Source organism: Microbacterium sp. CH12i, assembly GCF_000685355.1.
Lineage (GTDB): Bacteria > Actinomycetota > Actinomycetes > Actinomycetales > Microbacteriaceae > Microbacterium.
Window position 1 is genome coordinate 220,370 of record NZ_JHET01000002.1, and the last position, 20,506, is coordinate 240,875.

Sequence of the window (20,506 nt, forward strand, 5' to 3'; positions counted from 1 at the left end):
ACCTCGAGCGTAGCCCCCGACGACCGGCCCTCAGCCTGTGCGAGCACAGGCTCGCCAGTCGCGCTAGCGTAACGACATGGGACCTTCTCGATGATCACCGTTGATGAGCATCGCGCGCGCATCCTGGATGCCGCTCGCCCCACGCCCACGGCCATGAGCGAGCTCGCCGATGCCCTCGGATGCATCCTGGCTGCGGACGTCTTTAGCCGCTGGCCGATCCCGCTCTTTGACAACTCGGGAATGGACGGTTACGCCGTGCGTCGCTCAGACGCCACCGCCGGCACATCTCTGCGAGTCGTCGCCGACGTCGCTGCAGGATCAGCGGACGATCCTGCGATCGGACCCGGAGAGGCCGTGCGCATCATGACGGGGGCGCCAGTACCTGCCGACGCGGATGCGATCGTTCCGCTGGAGCTGACCGATCTCGGAACGGTCGTCCGCGAGAGCGCACCAGAGAAGGTCACCATCATCCGTCAGCCCGCGCCCGGTGCGCACATCCGTCGGCGTGGAGAGGATGCTCCGGCCGGAGCGCTCGCAGTCGGCAAGGGAACCCCCCTCGGGCCGTGGCAGCTGTCGAGCATCGCGTCGGCAGGCTACGGGCGGGCGCTGGTGCACCGCGCTCCGCGGGTGGCGATCATATCGACGGGGAGCGAACTCATCGCCCCCTCGGACACTCCGCAACGCGGCCAGATTCCCGAATCGAACTCGGTGCTGCTGGCTGCAGCAGTCCGCGCGAGCGGCGCGACCATCATCTCGGTGCGCACGATCGCGGACGACCCCGCAACACTGCGGCGAGCGCTGAGTGAGGTCGACGCTGACGCCGTGATCTTCTCCGGCGGAGCGAGTGTTGGCGCGTTCGACGTGGTCAGGACTGTGCTCGGCGGAGAGCTCGGAGTACGGTTCGACAGCGTGGCGATGCAACCGGGCCGCCCGCAGGGCTTCGGTGTGCTGGAATCGGGAATGCTCGCATTCTGTCTTCCGGGTAATCCCGTCAGCGTTGCAGCTTCGTTCGAGATGTTCGTGCGCCCCACGTTGCGAAGAATGGCTGGTGCCGTAGTGCTTGATCGACCCCGGGTCACCCGAATGGCCGCCACCGGATGGAACTCTCCATCGGGGCGCGTGCAGATCCTGCCCGCGATCTTCGACGAGAAGACGGTGCAGCCTGCCTCCCGCGGCGGCAGCGGTTCTCACCTGGTGACTTCACTCGCTGCAGCGATGGCGTTCGCCGTTGTTCCGGAAGATGTCGAACGGGTAAGCATCGGTGATCCAGTCTCTGTGATGGTCCTGTCATGACGCCGCTGGTTCCTGTCGCGGCGATCGTGCTGACCGGCGGGCGCGCGTCACGGCTCGGCGGCATCGACAAAGCGTCCATGGAGATTGACGGCATCCCCCTCGTCAACCACGTCTATGCGGCTGTGCATGACTGCGCGCCGATCATCGCGGTCGGGCCGGATGAGACGGGCCGCCCAGGCGTGCGCGTCGTCCGCGAGGAGCCGCGCTTCGGCGGGCCCGTGGCGGCGATCGCGGCCGGGCTCGCCGCGCTTGACGATTCGGAAGCTCTTGAGACGTGGATCCTCGCCTGTGACCTGCCACTCGCACCGACGCTCGTTGAGCGGCTCAGCCAGGTGCCGCTCTCATCGAATGCGGATGCCGTGATCGCTGTGGATGTTGACGGACGTGAACAGTGGCTCGCCGGGCGCTACCGCATCTCTTCGCTGCGCAAGGCGCTCGCGCAGTTCTCGGACCCGGCCGGCGCTTCTGTGCGTGCGCTCGTTGCACCTCTCACGCTCCTCACTGTCACCGACGAAGGAAGCGCACGCGACCTTGATACCTGGGCTGACATCGACGAGCATCGGAGTAGGCGAAAGGATCAAAATGTCTGACTCACCCGCTGGACTCGACAGCTGGGTCGCGTCGCTCGCCGAGGCGCTCGATCTCCCCGAAGGAGAGGTACCGACGAACCTTCTGCTCGACCTCACGCGCGACGCCGCACACGGGATCGTGCGGCCGGCGGGCCCGCTCACGACCTACCTCGTGGGTGTTGCGGTTGCACGCGGAATGTCGGTTGATGACGCGGCTGCTCGCACACGCTCGGCGATTGCCGCGTGGGGTGCGGCCGCAGCCGCTTCTCCTGCCACCGATCCTCCGCCGAGATCGTGACTACGCTCGACATATGACGCACCAGGACATCGACGCGATCACGAGAAGCGACCTGCGCCGGGCAGGCAGCATGAAGTGGACGATGTTCCCCGACATGATCGGCGCGTTCGTCGCAGAGATGGACTTTGGTCTCGCCCAGCCGATCAAGGATGCTGTGAACGCGGCGATGGACCGCGGACTCACCGGCTACCTCCCCGAGCATCTTGCGAACGACCTCGCGCAGGCAACGGCCGACCGCTACTCGCGTGCCCACGGATGGAACGTGCCGGCGGATCGCGTGCACCACGTCCCCGACGTCATCGCGGCGTTTGAGTTCGCTATCGAGAATTTCACGAAGCCGGGGTCGGCTGTCATCGTGCCGACGCGGCGTACATGCCGTTCCTGATGGTGCCGCAGATGCACGGCCGGCGCGTCATCGAAGTGCCGAGCATCGAGCTCGATGGTCGTTGGCAGATCGACCACGATGCGGTGGCAGCCGCGTTCGCCGACGGCGGCGAACTGTTCGTGCTGTGCAATCCGCACAACCCACTCGGTACGGTCTCGACACGTGAAGAGCTCGAACTCATCACTGCGACGGTCGCTCGCGCTGGCGGGCGGGTGTTCTCCGATGAGATCCATGCGCCGCTCGTCTACGCCCCCGCCGAGCACATTCCGTACGCCTCGATCTCTGAGATTGCCGCTGGCCACACCATCACGGCAGCATCCGCTTCGAAAGCCTGGAATCTCGCCGGCCTGAAGTGCGCACAGATCATCCTCTCCAACGATGAGGATGCTGAGGTCTGGGATCGCGTCGGCGGGTGGGTAGGCCACGGCACCTCGACGATCGGCGCCGTCGCGAACGTCGCCGCGTACAACGAAGGCGAAGAGTGGTTGAACGAGGTCGTCGACTATCTTGCCGGCAACCGCCGCCTGCTTGCCGAACTCGTCGAAGAGCACCTGCCCGACGTGCGCGTGACGATGCCGGAGGGCACCTACATCGCCATGCTCGACTTCCGACAGAGCGGACTCACCGGAGACCTCGGCGAATGGTTCCGTGAGCATGCCGGCGTCGCGATGACCGACGGCGCAGCCTGCGGTGTCGCAGCCATCGGCTTCACCCGCTTCGTGTTCGCCCTGCCCCGCCCGCTGCTAGTTGAGGCCATCACTCGGATCGCGGACGCGCTCAACAAACGCCCTCAGTGATTAGTCGCCGGTCTCCAGCATCGTCCCCAATAACCGCCGGAGAACCACCTGCTCCTCGTCCGACAGCGCCGAGGTCAACGACTCGTTCATCTGCGCCACCTTCGGATCAAGCTCACGCAACACATCGCGGCCGGCCTCTGTGATTGTCAGCACCTTGTGCCGACGATCCTGTTCGCTCTGCACTCGATCTATCAGGCCTTTGCGCTTCAGTCGTTCGACGAGCGCGGTGATTGTCGAACGGTCAAGGTCGAGCGCGCTTCCCAGCTCTCGCTGATTGGCCCCTGGCGCACTTTCGAGCACCGCCAACGCCGCGTATTGGACACTGCCGACCTCGCTCGACACCTCTTGATTCCACAGGGCGACGTGCAACTGCTGCGCCCGACGGATCAGGTGACCGGTATGGCTGAGTCTTTGAATCGGCGGCACACTCATGGCTGAAGTCTCTCAGGCGAGAAAGCCACCGAAGAACTCACTCAGCTCTTCGCGTGCGGTCAGCGGCAATACCTGGGCGACGTACTGGTCAGGGCGCACCAGCACAATCGCGCCCTGGTCGCGATCCACGCCGCGCGCGTCGAACAGATCAGCCCCGCGGGTGATCGAGCTGAACGCCTTCTCGTGATCGACGAGCCCGAACCGCCCCTTACGGGGACGAAGCAGCGAGGGCAGCTCGCCGACCTCGACCTCGCGGTGCGGTCGCTGCAGGATGCCGCGCACATCGATAACGGCGTCGATGTCATCACCCTCGGGAGTGTGACGAACGATGGGAGACGCGGGATCCTTCTCCAGCCAGTCGCACAGCGCGGCGAGCGCCGATTCGTCAGCACCGCTGAATGCATAGAGACGCCAGCGGCCGTCGGCACGGTGCACGTGACCGAGCTCGAGGTGTCGAGCATCCGCAATGCGCGTCGCGGGCGACGAGTGGAATCGTGTGCCGACCTCAAATCCGCTGGCGAGCTGCTGATGAGCATCGCTGCCCGTCAGCGTCGAGGGCGTGTACTGGGTCGCGACGCCGGCGGTGTATCGTCCGGCGCTGACGAAGTACTCCTGCAGCTCATCAGGGTCAACGCCTCCACGTTCGGAGTGAGCCGGATCCTTGGGAGGAGCGGCCATCATCGCCGACCACTCCTTGTCGAAAGCGATCAGCCGCTCTGCGACCGGAACGCGCTCGGTCGAATACGTCTCCAGCAGTTCGGGCCGGGCTGCGCCGCGCAGCACAGCGCTGAGCTTCCACCCGAGGTTGAGCGCGTCTTGCATCGACACGTTCATGCCCTGACCGGCCTTGGCGCTGTGCGTGTGGCACGCGTCGCCGGCGATGAACACCCGCGGGTCCTGGCCATCTCGACCAGCCACGTCGTCGAACCCATCGGTGACGCGCTGCGCGACCTCATAGATCGACCACCAGATGGTGTCTTTGACGTCGAGAGAGTACGGATGCAGCACGCGGGAAGCCGCTTCGACGAGCTGCTCCTTGCTCTTTCCGCGCACCTCGGCGCGGTTGTCATCGGTGACCGTGCCGAGGTCGACGTAGATGCGCACGAGGTAGCCGCCCTCGCGAGGAATCAGAAGGATGCTGCCGGCCTCAGACTGGATCGCCGCCTTCACACGGAAGTCAGGGAAGTCACTCACCGCGAGAACATCCATGACACCCCAGGCGTGACCGGCCGATTCGCCGTTGAGCGTGCGGCCGATTGCCTTGCGGACGCCACTTCGCGCACCGTCGGCGCCGACGACGTACTTCGCACGCACGGTGGCGAGCTCACCGGCGGTCGATCGCATTGTCACCAGCACGGGATGCGCGTCGGTGCGGTCAGTCTCGAGACCGGCGAACTCCCACCCGTAGTCGGGCACAAGGCGCGTGGCGCTGCGCTGCATGAAACCGAGCAGGTAGTCGTTGATGCGCGCCTGGTTCACGATGACGTGTGGAAACTCTGACAGTCCGTCTTCGACATCGCGGATGAGCCCGGTGCGCACGATGTCTGTGCGGTTCGACGTGTCCGGCCGCCAGAACGAGGTCTCCGTGACGTAGTAGCTCTCCTGCAGAAGTTGCGACGCGAGCCCGAAAGCTTCAAACGTCTCTACCGTGCGACAGGCTATTCCGTCAGCCTGGCCGAGCACGAGCGGACCTTCACGCTGCTCAATGATGCGCGTGGATATCTCGGGGAACTGCGACAGATACGCCGAGAGCATGAGCCCCGCGGGGCCGGATCCGACGATCAGGACATCAACCTCGGCAGTCGCCGAGGTGTTGAATGCTGGGCGGTCGTCGACACCAGCAGCAGGGATGGCAATGGTCGGGTCACCGGCGTGGAAGCCATTGAGGTGGAACTGCATACGAACTCCTTTGAACGCTTTAGTCGATAGTAGTTTGCATACCAACTATTTGTCCAGTGGAAATTTGAAGTAGCGTAAAACACTGATCGCGCCGCAGCCTGACGAGCACGTTCTGCAAGCCATCCGACAGGACTGAGAGGACTCCGATCATCGCTGATCTTGAACGCCGTCGGATGCTGCCCGCTATCGCCGGCGTAATCGCTCTGAGTCTCGTCGCCGTTGTAATGCGACCGGCGATCACCGCCGTGGGGCCGCTGATCGACCGGATGGCAGCGGACACCGGCATCCCGCTCGCACTGCTCGGCGCGCTGTCGACGATCGTGCTGATCACGTGGGCGATTGTGTCGCCGTTCGCGCACGGGGTCGGGCGACGTCTGGGGCTCGGGGGTGCCGTGCTCGCGGCGCTGGGCCTGCTTGCCGTCGGTGTGATGGTCCGCTCGCTCCCCGGGTCGACCGCGTGGCTGTGGATCGGCACCGCCCTGATCGGCATCGCACTCGCGATCGCGAATGTGTTGATGCGGCGGTGATCAAGCGGGACTTCCCGCTGCGGGTGCCGATGATGATGGGGGTGTACTCAGCGATTCTGGGCGGAGCGGGTGCGATGGCATCCGGCCTCGCGGTTCCCCTTGCTGATCTGACCGGCTCGGATGTCGGGGCGGGATGGAGGCTCTCGCTGCTGATCACTGGTGGCGTCGTCGTGCCACTGGCACTGGCGGGGTGGTGGCTGGTCAGCCGCGGCGAGATGCGGGCGACGCGAGCAGCATCCTTCGAACGCGCGCCACGCACCGGCATCTGGCGTGATCCGGTCGCTTGGCAGGTCGCCGGCTATATGGGCGTGCAGTCGACCACCTTCTATATCCTGGTCACCTGGCTTGCATCCATGTCCCTCGCGACCGGACGCAGCGCCGCAGTCGCGGGTGTCGACGTCATGATCTACCAATTGCTCTCGCTGGTCGGCGCCCTCACTGTGGCCCTGGCGATGCGTGGTCGTGGTGCGCAGATCACACCGGCCGCGTTGCCGATCCTTGGTATCACCGGGATCGTCGGCCTCATGATCTGGCCGGATGCCGTCGGCATCTGGGTCATGCCACTCGGCCTGTTCTCCGGCCTCTCTTTGGGCGTCTCGCTGACGCTGATGGCGCAGCGCGCCCGCGATCACAGCACATCGTCTGCGCTGTCAGGCATGTCGCAGTCCGTCGGCTACGCAATCGCAGCAATCGGCCCGGTGCTCTTCGGAGGCGTGCACGCTTTGACGGGAAACTGGACGGCAGCGCTCGTCATCCTGCTCGTGACGATGACCTTGCAGGGTGTGATTGGTATCTTCGCGGCGCGCGATCGGTTCGTGCTCGACCGGCGCTGAACGCGCCTCAGCGGCTAGATCTCAGTCCGCCGCAGCGCGAGTCGCGTGACGGTCGGCGATGAGGGCGTCGCGCACCTTACGGCGCAGCACCTTTCCGATCAGAGACGTCGGCAGCTCTTCCCAGACCATGTATGAGCGCGGGCGCTTGTACTCGACAAGGTGTTCGCGCGCAGCCTCACGCGCCGCTTCTTCATCGAACGACGCGCCTTCTTCGAGCACGACGACGGCCGTGACAACCTCGGCGCCACCGCCGCGCGGGATGCCGACGACAGCGGATGCCGCGACACCGCCGACACCAACCAGAACCTGTTCGACCTCGCTCGGCGAGACGTTGAATCCACCGGTGATGATGAGCTCTTTCTTGCGGTCAACGACTGTGACGAAGCCGTCCTCATCCTGCACGACGAGGTCGCCGGTGCGCAGCCAGCCGCCTTCGAGCAGGGTGGCTGCGGTTTCCTCCGGACGGTTCCAGTACCCCCGAAACACCTGCGGACCGTGAATCAGCAACTCTCCGGCCTCACCAAGCTCAACCTCACGAGTGGGCTCGTCCGGATCGACGACGCGGATGTCGGTGGTCGGGAACGGGATGCCAATCGCACCGATCTTGCGTGCGTCAGAGAAGGGGTTAGCCAGTGCAACGGGACTCGTCTCGGTGAGGCCGTAGCCCTCGTTGAGCATGCTGCCGGCCTGGTCTTCCCAGCGCTTCACGATCGCCGGCGTCAGCGTCATCGCGCCGGAGATCGCATAGACAACGCCCGAAAGGTCGAGGTTGCCCTCCTTCGCGACGCGAGCCAGCCGGTCGAACATCGGCGGTACCGCCGGCACGAACGTCGGCGGGAACTTCTTCGCTGCCTTCGAGACGAGTTCGGGATCGAACGTCGGAAACAGCACTGCGCAGGAGCCCGTCTCGACCGAGTAGATCACCGAGAGCAGAACGCCGAAAGCGTGGAACATCGGCAGCAGACCGTAGATGCGTCCCTGACCGCGGGTGAACTCCGGCATCCATGCGGCACCCTGACGCGCGTTCGACCACAGGTTGGAGTGCGTGATCATGGCACCCTTAGGCGTGCCGGTTGTGCCAGAGGTGTACTGCAGCGCGGCGAGGTCGCCGCCTTTCGGACGCGGGTGCGATGCCGCAAGCGGTGCACTGCGCTCGAGCTTCGCAAACGGCACAGCGCCAGGCGCCGGGGCGGTGAGCTTGTCGCGCGACTCGCGTGCCTTCGCGATCGGAAGCCGCAACGCCAGCCGCGTAGCGAACGGCATCGCCCGCGTGATGTCGACCGAGATGATGTCCCGGATGCCGAGATCTGCGGGCATCGCGCGGAGGGTAGCGACCATCTTGTCCCACGCGATGACGGTCACTGCACCGTGGTCGCGGAACTGCACCTCGAGCTCGTCGCGGGTGTACAGCGGGTTGTGCTCAACGACGACAGCGCCGAGGCGCAGCACGGCATAGAAGGCGATGACGTGCTGCGGGGCGTTCGGCATGATCAGCGCAACGCGATCGCCCGCCTTCACGCCCATCTCACGCAAACCATTGGCGACCCGCGAGACTCGGTCGCCGAGCTCGCGGTAGCTGACCGTACGGTCGAAGAAAGCGATCGCGTCGCGGTCGCCCCACTCGGCGACGCGTTCGTCGAGCAGATCACTGAGAGATCCGGTGACAGGTTCGATGTCGATCGGCGTCCCCGGAGCGTAGAACCGGTTCCAGGCGCGAGTCTCGTTGAGCTGCATGCGCAAAGCCTACGCTGATGGTGGCAAGCCACCACCAGTCATCACAGCAGTTCGGCGCGCAGCTCCGCCGCAGTCCTGGGCGAGAGTAATCCCGGCGGAACATCCAACACCGTCACTGCACCGAACTGGCCCCGCGCGTCAAACGGAACGCCGCCCGCGCATACGCCACAAGCACGCTCGCGGTGAACTCGGGGTTGCTGTCGAGAGTGAGGCTGTACTCGATGACCTGAGATGCATCCTCGCTGGTATTGCCGCTGCGAATGACGAAACCACCGTGCGGCATCGCCGCATGATCACGAGCGAGTTCCTCCGCGGTGATGAAGTGCACCGTCGTGTCGTACTCGGAGAAATAGTGCGGCATGGTCACGATGGCCTGCTCAACGGATGCCGTATCTGCACCATCTTCGAGCACAACAAAGCACTCGCGGGTGTGCTTATCGCGCGTGCTGAGCTGCGGACGGATGCCGCTGCGCACAGCATCCATCGCCGGCTGCGCGGGCAGCGTGTACTGCACACCGCCCGCCACTCCTGCGACGCGGCGAATCGCGTCGGAGTGTCCCTGGCTCAGCCCCCGACCCCAGAACGTGTAGGTATCGCCGTCGGGGATGAGGGCTTCGCCGTAGAGCCGGTTGATCGAGAACAATCCCGGATCCCATCCGACCGAGATCAACGCTGTTGTCTCGTTTGCCTTCGCCGGAGCATCCATCGCTTCGAAGTACTCGGGGATACGCGCATGCGTGTCGAAACTGTCGACCGTGGTGAACAGCGCCGCAAGCTCCGGCCCCTGCACCGGAAGGTCGGCTTTCGACCCGCCGCAGAGAATCAGTACATCGATGTCGTCCCGTCGGGAGGGTAGATCATCCATCGAGAAGACCGCAGTAGAAGGATGCAACGGCGTGAGCTGAGCCGGGTCACGCCGGGTGAAAACACCCACCAGGCTCATGTCGGAATTCTTACCGATTGCGGCCTCAACACCGCGCCCCAGGTTGCCATAACCGGCGATGCCGATTCGAATTTTCTCGCTCATGCCCCTGCTTTCTGTCACATCAAAACCCTCGCCGCTAGCTTTCTAGGACGACGGCAAGTCCCTGGCCTACACCGATGCAGATCGCGACCACGGCGACCCCGCCACCGCGACGCTTCAGCTCGTGCGCGGCATGGCCGATGATGCGACCCCCGGACGCGCCTAGCGGATGCCCGATCGCCAGCGCTCCGCCGTGAATGTTCAGCTTCTCGGGGTCAAGCTCCGGCCATCCGCGTAGGCACGCGAGCGCCTGCGACGCGAACGCTTCGTTCAGCTCTACCAGATCGACATCTGCCCAGGTGCGGCCAGCGCGAGCGAGTGCTTTGTTCGCAGCCTCAATCGGCGCGAGCGGGAAATCATCCGGGTCAACACCGTGCGCCGCGCGACCGGTGATCCGCGCGAGGGGTTCGATGTCGAGCGCACCCTCAGCGCCGAGCAGCACTGCGGATGCGCCGTCGTTGATCGATGAGGAGTTGCCGGCAGTCACCGTGCCGTCCTCGGCGAACAGCGGCCGTAGCCCCGCAAGCTTTACTACCGTCGATCCGTCGCGAATACCCTCATCGCGGGCCAGTTCCGCGCCAGGAACCTGCACGGTCTCGTCAGCGTAGATGCCGTCGGCCCAGGCCTTCGCTGCCACTCGTGGGAGCGAGCGGCGAAAGCATCCTGATCTTCACGGTTGATGCCCGCAACACGCGCCGCCTTCTCGGCCGCCTCACCATTCGACATCGTCCAGTGCGTCGGCAGAGCGCGGTTCGTCATACGCCAGCCGATCGCCGTGTTCCACATCGTCTGGTTTCCGGTCGCCGGATACGGCTTGGCGGACTTCTCGACCACGAACGGCGCACGACTCATCGACTCGACACCACCGGCCAGGATGACCTGCGCATCTCCGGACTCAATAGCCCGCGAGCCTTGAATGACTGCCTCAACGCTCGAGGCACACAGCCGGTTCACCGTCACACCGGTCACGCTCGTCGGAAAGCCCGCCAGCAGTGCGCCCATCCGCGCCACGTTGCGGTTGTCTTCGCCAGCCTGATTCGCGTCTCCGAAGATGACGTCTTCGATGCGCGCGGGGTCAAGGCCAGTGCGCTCGGCGGTAGCTTTCATGACCACGGCGGCGAGGTCATCGGGGCGAACGCCGGCTAGCTGTACTTCCCCGTGAGGTTGTGAACGCGTTCTGAGGGGGTCTTGCCGCCGATGCCGGTGTGGGGTCTGTGGTGATTGTAGTGATGGAGCCAGGTCTCGTAGGCGGCGGCTCGCTCGGATTCGCTGGCGTAGGGTCTCGCATATGCCCACTCGACGGCGAGGGTCCGGTTGAATCGCTCGACTTTCCCGTTGGTCTGCGGCCGATACGGTCTGGTCCACTTGTGCTTGATGGTTTCGCCGAGCGCGGCAGCGAACGCGTGGGATCGGTAGCAGGCGCCGTTGTCGGTCATCACCGCGGTCACGGTCACGCCGAGGCTGGCGAAGAACGCGTTCGCACGAGTCCAGAACCCGGCCGCGGTCTCCTTGCGCTCGTCGTCGAGGATCTCCGAGTACGCGACACGTGAGTTGTCGTCCACGGCATGGTGCAGGTATCGGTAGCCGCGGGATTCTGCCCCGCCGGCACGGGTGGCTTTGCCGCGGACGACGCCGGCAGCGCGGTCCTGGGCGGATCCGCGGCCGTGGACCCGCCATCCCCCGCCGTCGGGGATGCGGCCCTGCTTCTTGATGTCCACGTGCACCAGCTGGCCCGGTGAAGCGACCTCATATCGTTTCGGTGTCGACTTACGCACCGGCAGCCCGGTGGCCTGATCGACGTGAGTCAGCTTCGGCATGCCATATCGGGCCAGCACACGCCCGACCGTCGAGCGATGCAACCCCAGGTGATACGCGATCCGGTGCGGGCCCCACCGGCGCGTGAGCCGCAACGCGACGATGCGCCGCTCGGTCTTGCGTGGCAGCTGGCTCGGTGACCTCCGCGGCCTCGAGCTGCGGTCCGTCAGCGGCAGCCCAGCCCGACACCGATCCACCCACCGTTTCGCTGTCGCCGGCGAGCACTGAAACCGTTCCGCAGCGCGGCGAAGCGACCATCCATCCTGAGTTATCAACAGGGCAAGGCGCCGGCGCCCCTCAGGAGTCAACGGAGCATTAGCGTGTGTCATGGAGACCTCCGGTTTAGAGATGCGAGTGTGGTAACCCACATCCTTGCCGGAGGTCTTCCCTATGTCACGCGTTCACAACCTCCCGAGGAACTACACCTAGCGCTCCGCGGAGCTCCTGACGACATCGCGGCTGCCATCGCCTTCCTTCTCTCGAAAGACGGAGAATGGGTCACTGGACAGGTGTGGAGCGTCAACGGCCGAGTCGTACTGCGACGTTAGCGTCGAGCGGCACAAGGGGCTAACTGTCCGCTCGCACGTCGTCGAACCAACAATCTCCGCGTGACAAGCATCCCGCGGAGTTGAGGAGCTCTCCTGGCTGCAGAATCGTCCAGAGAAGGCTGCTCGCACGCAGGACGGTCAGCCGTCAACCGACGGTGGGCATCCGCACCAAACAAAGAAGTGTGGGCAAACCGTGGGCACGCCCAGATCGACACCTGTCTCGACCGTTCTCGTACCGTTTCAGCTCGCCTGGATTGAGTTACGAACACTTAAGCTTGTCAGCAAGAAAACCCCTGACCACACCGTGCCCACAGCTGAACCCGAACCAGTCGGAACGAGCCCCGTCCCAGTCGATCAAAATCAACTGAAACGGGGCTCAAAATGGCGGTGACGGTGGGATTTGAACCCACGGTAGGGGTGAACCTACACAACATTTCGAGTGTTGCACCTTCGGCCGCTCGGACACGTCACCGCGAAATAGCTTACGCGACGCTGGCCGGGCGCGCTAATCCGCCAGGCGATGCGGTGACCAGAGGGTGCGGCCCTCCACGATGCGCACGACGCGGTCAACGGTTCCTGCGGGCGGCTCAACGTGTGAGATGAGCAGCACCGATTGCTTCCCCGCTGCCGCCAACAGATCCCGCAGCAGCGCATCCGATGCCTCCGGGTCGACGCCCGCAGTCGGCTCATCAAGCACGAGCACGGGGAACCCGCGCAGCAATCCCCTGGCTAGCGCGATGCGCTGTGCCTGACCACCCGAAACCAGCGCGCCCCGGTCACCGACGCGAGCGTCCAGGCCGCCACGGTCTCGCACCCAGCCGCGGAGTCCAACCCGGTCGAGCACCGCGAACAACTCATCATCGGTGGCGGTGTCGCGGGCGAACAGCAGGTTCTGCCGGATGTCTTCGTCAAACAGCTGCGGGCTCTGCTCGCAGAGCCCGATGATGCTGCGCAGGGTCGGGCCGGCAAGCGTCGCGGCATCCGTCCCGCCGATCGTGAACTCGCCCTCGGCGCGCAAGAACCCGACTAGCACTGACGCGAGCGAGCTCTTGCCCGCTCCGCTGGGTCCCGACACGAGCACGCGCTCACCCTGCGCGAGGTCAAGGTCCACGCCGCGCAGCGCCGGTGCGCCGCCGGGCCACGTAGCGCGCAGGTTCCTGAGGCGGAGGGCAGCGGATGCCGGAATGTCGGCGGATCCGGCATCCGATCGCAGCTCGTCCGGCATCTCGGCGGGCAGAACGTCGACGACGCGCTGGGCGCTGGCGCGCACGCTGCGCCACGATGACGCTGCGACCGGCACAGCCCCGAAGACCTCGAACACGACCATCGGCACGAGCACGACGACGGCAAGCCACGGCCCGTCGATCGCGCCGGTTGCCAGCCCCGGGGATGCCACAGCCAGCGCCCACACCGATGCCACCCCCGCGAGCGCCGAGACGACTCCGGCGGCGAGCGCCTGCGCGAGCGAGGCGCGCGAGACGGTGCGGCGGAGCGACGCATCGGCGCGCTCGATCCGCTCGCGCGCCGGTGGCTCGGCACCGTAGGCGAGCAGAACGTCGAGGCTGCCGAAATAGTCGACAAGGGATGCCGAGAGCTCTGCCCGCTGCCTCGAGATCTGTTCCTCGGATCGAGAGCCGAACACCCAGCCGAGGCCGATCGCGACCAGTGCGGTGGCCGCCAAGCACGCGGCGAGGGTGAGCGCGGCGGGCGGCGAGATAAACGCGATGAAGCCGACGGCGCCGATCGCCACGAACGCCGACACTGCCAAGGGCTGCACCACGCGCAGCGGCAGATTCTGCAGGTTCTCGACGTCATCAACCAGAGCCGAGAGAACCTGACCGTGATCGGTCCGTCCGAGCCCCGCGGGCGAGAGCGGGATGAGGCGGCGCACCATGTCAGACCGTGTGCTGGCGAGTTGCCGCAGCGCGGCGTCGTGCCCGGAGAGTCGCTCGAGGTAGCGGAACACCGCCCTCGACACCGCGAAGAACCGCACGCCGACGACGGCGACCGACAGCGGTACGAGCGAGTCGACGATTGAGGCGCTGACGATCAGCCAGCCGCTGACTGCGAGGAGTGACACCGCAGCGCCAGCCGACAGTACGCCCCAGAGGAGTCCGGGCAGAAACCGTCGAACGGGCGGCTGCGCGAGACGGAGAATGGTGCCGACGCTCGTCATACCCGCACCCCCAACTCGACTACTCGATCGGCGATGACGCGAGCCGTGCGGCGGTGGGAGACGAGCAGGATTGTGGCGCCGGCATCCGCTCGTCCGCGCAACGACTGCCAGAGCCGTGCCTCGGTGTCGGCATCCAGCGCACTCGAGGGCTCATCCAGCATGAGCACGCGTGCCGGATCGTGCACATGGTGGTACAGCGCACGCGCCACAGCGACGCGCTGCGCCTGCCCGCCGGACAACCCACTCCCCTGCACGCCGAGTTCCTGCGTCAGATCGAGGCCTTCGGCGCAGGCCGCGTCGAGGGCTGTGCGGATTCCGGATGGATCAGGGTCAGGGTCGCCGAGAGCGACATTCGAGGCGATCGTGCCTTGCATCAGTCCCGGCGATTGTCCAGCCCAGGCGAGCCACTCCGCGGGCGAGAGCGTGCGGACATCGGCGCCACCGAACGCCGCATCGCCCTCGAAGACAGTTGCACCTCGCAACGCCGCCAGCAGGCTCGACTTGCCCGCACCACTCGGCCCTTCGATCAGGGTTATCGTGCCGGGGGTCGCTTCGAACGAGACCGGCGGGAGGTTGCGGACGCGGAGATTGCGGACGGCGAGGTCTCCGGACTTCTCCGTCCACAACTCCTCCAAAATCGGCGAAGTTCGGGCAGAATCGGGCGCTTCGAGCGGTTTCGGCCGAGTTCTGGAGGAGTTCTTATCGAGAACTGGCGGAGCCACCGCCGCACCCGCCGCCTCCAGCACCTCAAAGATGTCTTCGGTCGCCGCCACGCCCTCAGATGCCGCATGAAACTGCACCCCGACCTGACGGATCGGTAAGAAGGCCTCGGGCGCGAGCAGCAGCACGAACAGCCCCACCTCCAGCGGCATATCCCCCGCCAGCAGCCGGAACCCGACCGTCACCGCGATCAGCGCAACCGCCAAAGACGCGAGCAACTCCATCGCGAAGCCGGACAAGAACGAGAACCGCAGCACCTTCATCGTCTCGCGCCGGTACTGCTCGGCTGTGACTTCGATCTGCGCGGCCGCCCGTCGATCGCGGCCGAACAGCCGCAGCGTCGACAGCCCCTGCACGGTGTCGGCGAAGCGCGCGGCCAACCGTTGCAGCGTCTCCCACTGCGTGCGCTGAACCGTGCGCGTCGCAATGCCGATCAGGATCAGAAACAGCGGAATCAGCGGCAGCGTGATCGCCGCGGTCAACCCGCTCGGCCAGTCCTGCCACCACATCACCGCGACAATCACCGGCGTCGCGATCACCGTCAGCACGAGCTGCGGCAGGTAACGGGCGAAGTACGTGTCGAGTGCCTCTAATCCGTGTCCCGCAGTCACGGCGAGGGATGCCTGGTTGCGCCCCGCCAGCCATCCTGGCCCGAGCGTGCCGACCGCGCGCACCAACGCTGACCGCAACTGCATACCGGTGCGCGCCGCCGCGGAAGTGCCGGCAGCATCGGATGCCGCGATCAGCGCCCCGCGCGTCAGTGCCAGCCCCAGCAGCCACACCAAAGATGCCGCAACAGAGCGGCCAGCGAGCGCCCCGGTGACGGCATCCGTCAGAAACCAGGCGAACGCGATGACGACCGCGGTCTGGAGCACCCCGATCACCGCCGCGAGAGCGAAGAATCCTCGCGCGGCGCTGGCGTAGCGCAGCAGTCTCGGGTCGACGGGTTTCACGCGTGCGCCGGTGCCGCTTCTACGGACTTCCGGGTGACGCGCTTGCGGAACACCCAGTACGTCCAGCCTTGGTAGAGCAGGATCAGCGGCATCGAGACCAGTGCCGTCCAGCTCATGATCTGCAGCGTGTACTCGGTGCTCGAGGCGTTGTCGATCGTGAGGCTGTAGGCGGCATCGATCGTCGACGGCAACACGTTCGGGAACAGTGCCGCGAACAGCGTGACGACGGCGAACAGCGTGGTCGCCGAGCCGAATGCGAAAGCCCAGCCCTCGTTCCCGCGCAGGTTCGAGATGAGCGAGAGCACGAGCGCCACTGCGGCGAGCGCGGCCAGTACGAGTACGGCGATCGAGAAGTGCGCTGCGACCGTCCAGATCAAGAATGCAGCGGCGACGACGAGGGTCGCGAGTCCGGCGCGGAATGCGAGCCGACGAGCATTCGACCGCAGCTCACCGTCGGTCTTCAGGGCGACGAAGGTGACCCCGTTGGTGAAGAAGAGCAGCAGCGTGACGGCACCGCCCAGCAGCGCGTAGGGGTTCAGCAGGTCGAACATGGTGCCGACGTAGACGTGCCGCTCGTCCAGCGCGACACCCTGGATGATGTTCGCGAACGCGACGCCCCAGAGGAATGCCGGAACAGCTGAGCCGATCACGATCATCCGATCGAAGCGCGCCTTCCACTTCGGATCGTCGCGCTGGTGGCGGTATTCGAACGAGACGCCGCGCAGGATGAGCGCGAGCAGGATGATCAGCAGCGGCAGGTAGAAGCCGCTGAACAGCGAGGCGTACCACTCCGGGAACGACGCGAACAGGCAGGCGCCCGCGACGATGAGCCAGGTCTCGTTGAGGTCCCAGATCGGACCGATGGTGTTGATGACCTGGCGGCGTGAGACGTCATCTTTGCCGAGGAACGGCAGCGACATTCCGACACCGAAGTCGAAGCCGTCGAGCACGAAGTAGCCGACGAAGAAGAAGGCGATGAGTCCGAACCAGAGCGTTGCAAGATCCATGGTCACACCTCTCAGTACACAACCGACGGCAGTTGGGCCGTCTCATCGTGGGGTTGCTCGTTCGTGTCTGGGCCCTTTTGAGCGGCCCTGATGATGAGGCGGATCTCGACGACAGCGAGCGCCGCGTAGATCGCAGTAAAAGCGATGAGCGATATCAGCACTTCGAGTCCGCTGACGCCAGGCGAGACGCCATCCTGTGTCGACATCAGGCTGAACACGAGCCAGGGTTGTCGGCCCATCTCGGTGAAGACCCAGCCGACGATGTTCGCGCCGAGCGAGAGGGGGAACGACCAGATCGCGATCTTCCACATCCACTTCGCTGGCGGCTTCTTCGCTCCGCGACGCGTGACCCACAGCCCGACGAGGGCGATGAGCGCGTGCAGGATGCCGAGACCGATCATCCAGCGGAATGCCCAGTATGTGATCCACAGCACGGGCGTGAAGTCGGTGATGCCGGTGTCGGCGAACTGCACGGCGTATTCGGCGTTCAGGTCGTTGATGCCGTGCACGCACGCGTCAAGAGTGTGCGTCGACAGCAGTGACAGCAGGTACGGCACTCTGATCGAGAAGAGTTCGGATGTGCCGTCCGGGGTTCCGAGCGTGAACAGGCTGAACGAGGCATCCGCTCCGCAGACCGTGTTGAAAGTTGCCTCGGCCGCAGCCATTTTCATGGGCTGGGCCGCGTACATTGCGAGGCCGAGCTGGTCGCCGGTAAGGGCGACTCCGGCGGTGGAGACGAGCATGCCCCACAGCCCGAACTTCAGCGAGATGCGCATCGTGTCGGCGTGCTGCCCGCGGTAGAGGTGCCAGGCCGAGACCGAGATGATGACTCCGGCAGCGAACATCAATGCGCCGAAGATCGTATGAGGGAAGGCAGCGAGCGCAACCGGGTTGCTCAGCAGCGCCCAGATGTCGACGAGCTCGGCACGGTTGGTGACGGGGTTGTACTCGTAGCCGACCGGGTTCTGCATGAAGGCGTTCGCGGCGATGATGAAATACGCCGACAGGATGCTGCCGATCGAGACGCACCAGATCGTTGCCAGGTGCAGCTTCTGGGGCAGTTTGTCCCAACCGAAGATCCACAGGCCGATGAACGTCGCCTCGAAGAAGAAGGCCAGTAGTCCTTCGAAGGCCAGTGGCGCGCCGAACACGTCGCCGACGAAGCGTGAGTAATCTGACCAGTTCATCCCGAACTGGAACTCCTGCACGATGCCGGTGACAACGCCCATCGCGAAGTTGATGAGGAAGATCTTCCCGAGAACCGGGTGAGGTGCAGATACTCGATCTTTCCGGTGCGCACCCAGGCCGTCTGCAGGATCGCGGCCGCCAGCGCCATCCCGATCGTGAGCGGCACGAAAAGGTAGTGGTAAATGGTGGTGAGACCGAACTGCCATCGAGACAGAATCAGTGGATCAAGCCACTCCATCACAGGACTCCTTCTCTCCGAGGTGCGTGAACTGCACCCGTGAGGTGGGCCGTGATCGGCCCGTTGACGAGAACGACGTTGGCCTGAACCTAGTATCCCGTGACGCGGCTCGCCAATGAAGCCCTGGACGATAGGGATGTCGGATGCGGCCGATAGCCTGGCAACATGGTCACTCGTCGTCCCGCTCCCGCTGCGTTCGTCTGCACTGAGTGCGGGTGGACGACGTCGAAGTGGGTCGGTCGCTGCGGCGAGTGCCAGCAGTGGGGCACGGTGCAAGAACAGGCGGCAAAGACCGGCATTCTGCGGCAGATGGCGCCTCTTGCTCCGGGGGTCGGCCGCGCAGCGCGGCCGATCACGCAGATCACCACGGCCGAGACTCCCCGTCGCTCTAGTGGCGTCGCAGAGTTTGACCGCGTGCTCGGCGGCGGCATCGTGCCAGGGGCGGCGATCCTGCTCAGTGGTGAGCCGGGTGTCGGCAAGTCAACCCTGCTGCTCGAGGTTGCCGCCCAAGCGGCTCGCGGCGGACGGCGCGTGTTGTACGCCAGTGCTGAAGAGTCGCAGGCGCAGGTGCGACTGCGCGCCGAGCGCACGGGCGCTCTGCATGATGAGCTCTATCTCGCGAGCGAGACTGACCTCGCCACGATCCTCGGTCACATCGACGAGGTGAAGCCGCAACTGGTCATCGTCGACTCGGTGCAGACGGTGGCATCCTCGCTGTCGGATGGCGCGGCCGGGCAACCCAGTCAGGTGCGTGAGGTTGCTGCCACCCTCATTCGCATTGCGAAAGAGCGCAGCCTGCCGATCATTCTCGTCGGGCACGTCACCAAAGACGGTCAAGTCGCTGGCCCTCGCATCCTCGAGCATCTCGTTGATGTTGTGTGCCACTTCGAGGGTGACCGGCAGACGGCGCTGCGGTTCATTCGTGCGCTCAAGAACCGATTCGGCCCGACCGATGAAGTCGGCTGCTTTGAGATGACCGGCGACGGCATCGCCGAGGTGCCAGACCCGTCCGGCCTGTTCCTCGGTCAGGGATCGACGGAACCGGGTACGTGCGTGGCGATCGCGATGGAGGGGCGCCGAGCGCTTCCCGTCGAGGTGCAGGCACTCACCGTTGACACCACCGCACCCAACCCGCGCAGGGTCGTGCACGGCCTCGACTCCTCGCGCGTCGCGATGGTGCTCGCGATCCTTGAACGCAGGGCAGGGATACCAACCGGCAAGCTCGACGTCTATGTCTCCACCGTCGGCGGGGTGCGCTTCACCGAGCCCGCAGCCGACCTGGCGATTGCCATCGCGGTGGCGGGGTCCATCAAGCAGTTCTCGGTTCCGCGCACCGTCGCGGCCGTCGGCGAGCTCAGCCTGGCCGGCGAAGTGCGCGCAGTGACACAGGCGAAGCAGCGGCGCTCAGAGGCAGCGCGGCTCGGCTACGAGCAGGTCGTCGATGAGCGATCGAAGACACTGCAGGCGGCGCTCCACGACGTGAAGGCGCGTAGCACGGCTCGGCGGCCCGAAAACGACATCCCGCCGTTCTGAGCGAAGGTACGTCGCACGAGGCGAAGGTACGTCGTACGAGCAGTCGATCCCTGAGCTGTCGAAGTGTCAGGCGCCCAGCGCCTTGAGCAGTTCGTCCGGCGACGCCTGCATCGGGTGCGGGCCGGCGATGTCGAGGAACACCGTGGTGATGGTCTCGCGGTGCGTAGTGAGGAATGCCTGAAGCCATGCGGCGGAATAGATCCCGACCCCGGGCGGCAGGTTCTCCGGCTTGTTCTTCGCGTCGCTGAACAGCAGGAGTGCGACGTCTCCGCTTGTGGGGTCGCGGTAAGTCCAGACTTCACCACCGTCGAGCGGGTTGTCGCGTGCACCGGCCTTGAGCAGCGGCACCACCGTCGTCCCGTACCGCAGTGCCAACGCAACAGCGGCGATGTCCTGCTTCTCGAGCGCCTGGGCGAGCGCTTCGGAGCGGAACTCTTCCGGTGCGGGCTTCTTGCCGGCCGACTTCGACTTCTTCGCTGCCATGTAGACAGCTTAAACAGATGGGGCCCTCTCGAATCACCCAGTGGGGACTGGATT

At 65.4% G+C, this 20,506-nt stretch carries 17 protein-coding genes, 1 tRNA gene and 2 pseudogenes; 8 read left to right on the top strand and 12 right to left on the bottom strand.

From position 1 onward, the window contains the following. Nucleotides 1-90 precede the first annotated feature (90 nt). Genes DC31_RS02885 through DC31_RS02900 form a run of 5 tightly spaced genes read left to right on the top strand, consistent with a single transcriptional unit; the run spans nt 91 to nt 3,342 of the window. Nucleotides 91-1,293, top strand: a complete 1,203-nt coding sequence (locus DC31_RS02885; RefSeq protein ID WP_036276699.1) for a molybdopterin molybdotransferase MoeA — start codon at nt 91-93, stop codon at nt 1,291-1,293. Continuing rightward, a complete protein-coding gene (gene mobA, locus DC31_RS02890) occupies nt 1,290-1,883 on the top strand; it encodes a molybdenum cofactor guanylyltransferase (RefSeq protein WP_036276714.1) in 594 nt (197 codons plus the stop codon). The genes DC31_RS02885 and mobA overlap by 4 nt, the downstream gene beginning before the upstream one ends. Further along, entirely contained in the window at nt 1,876-2,160 is a 285-nt protein-coding gene (locus DC31_RS02895; protein ID WP_051606346.1) for a DUF6457 domain-containing protein, read from the top strand. The genes mobA and DC31_RS02895 overlap by 8 nt, the downstream gene beginning before the upstream one ends. Before the next feature lie 13 nt (nt 2,161-2,173). Beyond that, the gene (locus DC31_RS20120; protein WP_327036791.1) at nt 2,174-2,545 is read left to right on the top strand and encodes a hypothetical protein; all 372 of its coding nucleotides are present in this window, start codon (nt 2,174-2,176) and stop codon (nt 2,543-2,545) included. Next, complete coding sequence (locus DC31_RS02900) at nt 2,533-3,342, top strand: MalY/PatB family protein (RefSeq protein WP_327036792.1); 810 nt, start codon at nt 2,533-2,535, stop codon at nt 3,340-3,342. The genes DC31_RS20120 and DC31_RS02900 overlap by 13 nt, the downstream gene beginning before the upstream one ends. Here DC31_RS02900 and DC31_RS02905 read toward each other — a convergent pair whose 3' ends face one another. Beyond that, the gene (locus tag DC31_RS02905; RefSeq protein ID WP_036276732.1) at nt 3,343-3,774 is read right to left on the bottom strand and encodes a MarR family winged helix-turn-helix transcriptional regulator; all 432 of its coding nucleotides are present in this window, start codon (nt 3,772-3,774) and stop codon (nt 3,343-3,345) included. A gap of 12 nt (nt 3,775-3,786) precedes the next feature. After that, nucleotides 3,787-5,673: an FAD-dependent monooxygenase gene (locus DC31_RS02910; protein ID WP_036276746.1), complete on the bottom strand. Its 1,887-nt coding sequence runs from the start codon at nt 5,671-5,673 to the stop codon at nt 3,787-3,789. 173 nt (nt 5,674-5,846) lie between these two features. On the opposite strand from DC31_RS02910, the gene DC31_RS19070 reads away from it, so the two are divergent. Together DC31_RS19070 and DC31_RS02915 are read left to right on the top strand one after the other, a co-directional pair. Next, complete coding sequence (locus DC31_RS19070; protein WP_235201288.1) at nt 5,847-6,200, top strand: hypothetical protein; 354 nt, start codon at nt 5,847-5,849, stop codon at nt 6,198-6,200. Then, the gene (locus DC31_RS02915; RefSeq protein WP_235201289.1) at nt 6,197-7,033 is read left to right on the top strand and encodes an MFS transporter; all 837 of its coding nucleotides are present in this window, start codon (nt 6,197-6,199) and stop codon (nt 7,031-7,033) included. Before DC31_RS19070 ends, DC31_RS02915 begins: the two co-directional genes overlap by 4 nt. Nucleotides 7,034-7,054: 21 nt before the next feature. Here DC31_RS02915 and DC31_RS02920 read toward each other — a convergent pair whose 3' ends face one another. From DC31_RS02920 to DC31_RS02960, 9 genes and pseudogenes are all read right to left on the bottom strand, one after another. Then, a complete protein-coding gene (locus DC31_RS02920) occupies nt 7,055-8,767 on the bottom strand; it encodes a long-chain-fatty-acid--CoA ligase (protein WP_036276765.1) in 1,713 nt (570 codons plus the stop codon). A gap of 112 nt (nt 8,768-8,879) precedes the next feature. Then, nucleotides 8,880-9,794, bottom strand: coding sequence for a diaminopimelate dehydrogenase (locus DC31_RS02925; protein WP_327036793.1), 915 nt, complete (start codon nt 9,792-9,794; stop codon nt 8,880-8,882). Nucleotides 9,795-9,828: 34 nt separating this feature from the next. After that, a pseudogene (locus tag DC31_RS02930) lies at nt 9,829-11,030 on the bottom strand (thiolase family protein). Next, on the bottom strand, nt 10,934-11,935 hold the full coding sequence (locus DC31_RS02935; RefSeq protein ID WP_081813647.1) for an IS481 family transposase: 1,002 nt from the start codon (nt 11,933-11,935) through the stop codon (nt 10,934-10,936). Before DC31_RS02935 ends, DC31_RS02930 begins: the two are co-directional and overlap by 97 nt. A gap of 601 nt (nt 11,936-12,536) precedes the next feature. Beyond that, a tRNA-Ser gene (locus tag DC31_RS02940) sits at nt 12,537-12,626 on the bottom strand. A gap of 33 nt (nt 12,627-12,659) precedes the next feature. Beyond that, nucleotides 12,660-14,330 (bottom strand): thiol reductant ABC exporter subunit CydC, encoded by a 1,671-nt coding sequence (gene cydC / locus DC31_RS02945; protein ID WP_036276768.1) that lies wholly within the window; start codon nt 14,328-14,330, stop codon nt 12,660-12,662. Beyond that, nucleotides 14,327-16,003, bottom strand: coding sequence for a thiol reductant ABC exporter subunit CydD (cydD, locus tag DC31_RS02950; RefSeq protein WP_036276769.1), 1,677 nt, complete (start codon nt 16,001-16,003; stop codon nt 14,327-14,329). Before cydD ends, cydC begins: the two co-directional genes overlap by 4 nt. Continuing rightward, on the bottom strand, nt 16,000-17,010 hold the full coding sequence (cydB, locus tag DC31_RS02955; protein ID WP_036276772.1) for a cytochrome d ubiquinol oxidase subunit II: 1,011 nt from the start codon (nt 17,008-17,010) through the stop codon (nt 16,000-16,002). Before cydB ends, cydD begins: the two co-directional genes overlap by 4 nt. An 11-nt stretch (nt 17,011-17,021) precedes the next feature. Continuing rightward, nucleotides 17,022-18,436 (bottom strand): annotated as a pseudogene (locus DC31_RS02960) (cytochrome ubiquinol oxidase subunit I). A gap of 165 nt (nt 18,437-18,601) precedes the next feature. Here DC31_RS02960 and radA point away from each other — a divergent pair. Next, nucleotides 18,602-19,969 carry a DNA repair protein RadA gene (gene radA / locus DC31_RS02965; RefSeq protein ID WP_036276774.1) on the top strand — a complete coding sequence of 456 codons (1,368 nt, stop codon included), beginning with the start codon at nt 18,602-18,604 and terminating at the stop codon, nt 19,967-19,969. Between the two features lie 66 nt (nt 19,970-20,035). Here radA and DC31_RS02970 read toward each other — a convergent pair whose 3' ends face one another. Beyond that, entirely contained in the window at nt 20,036-20,452 is a 417-nt protein-coding gene (locus DC31_RS02970) for a hypothetical protein (RefSeq protein ID WP_036276776.1), read from the bottom strand. Between the last annotated feature and the right edge of the window lie 54 nt (nt 20,453-20,506).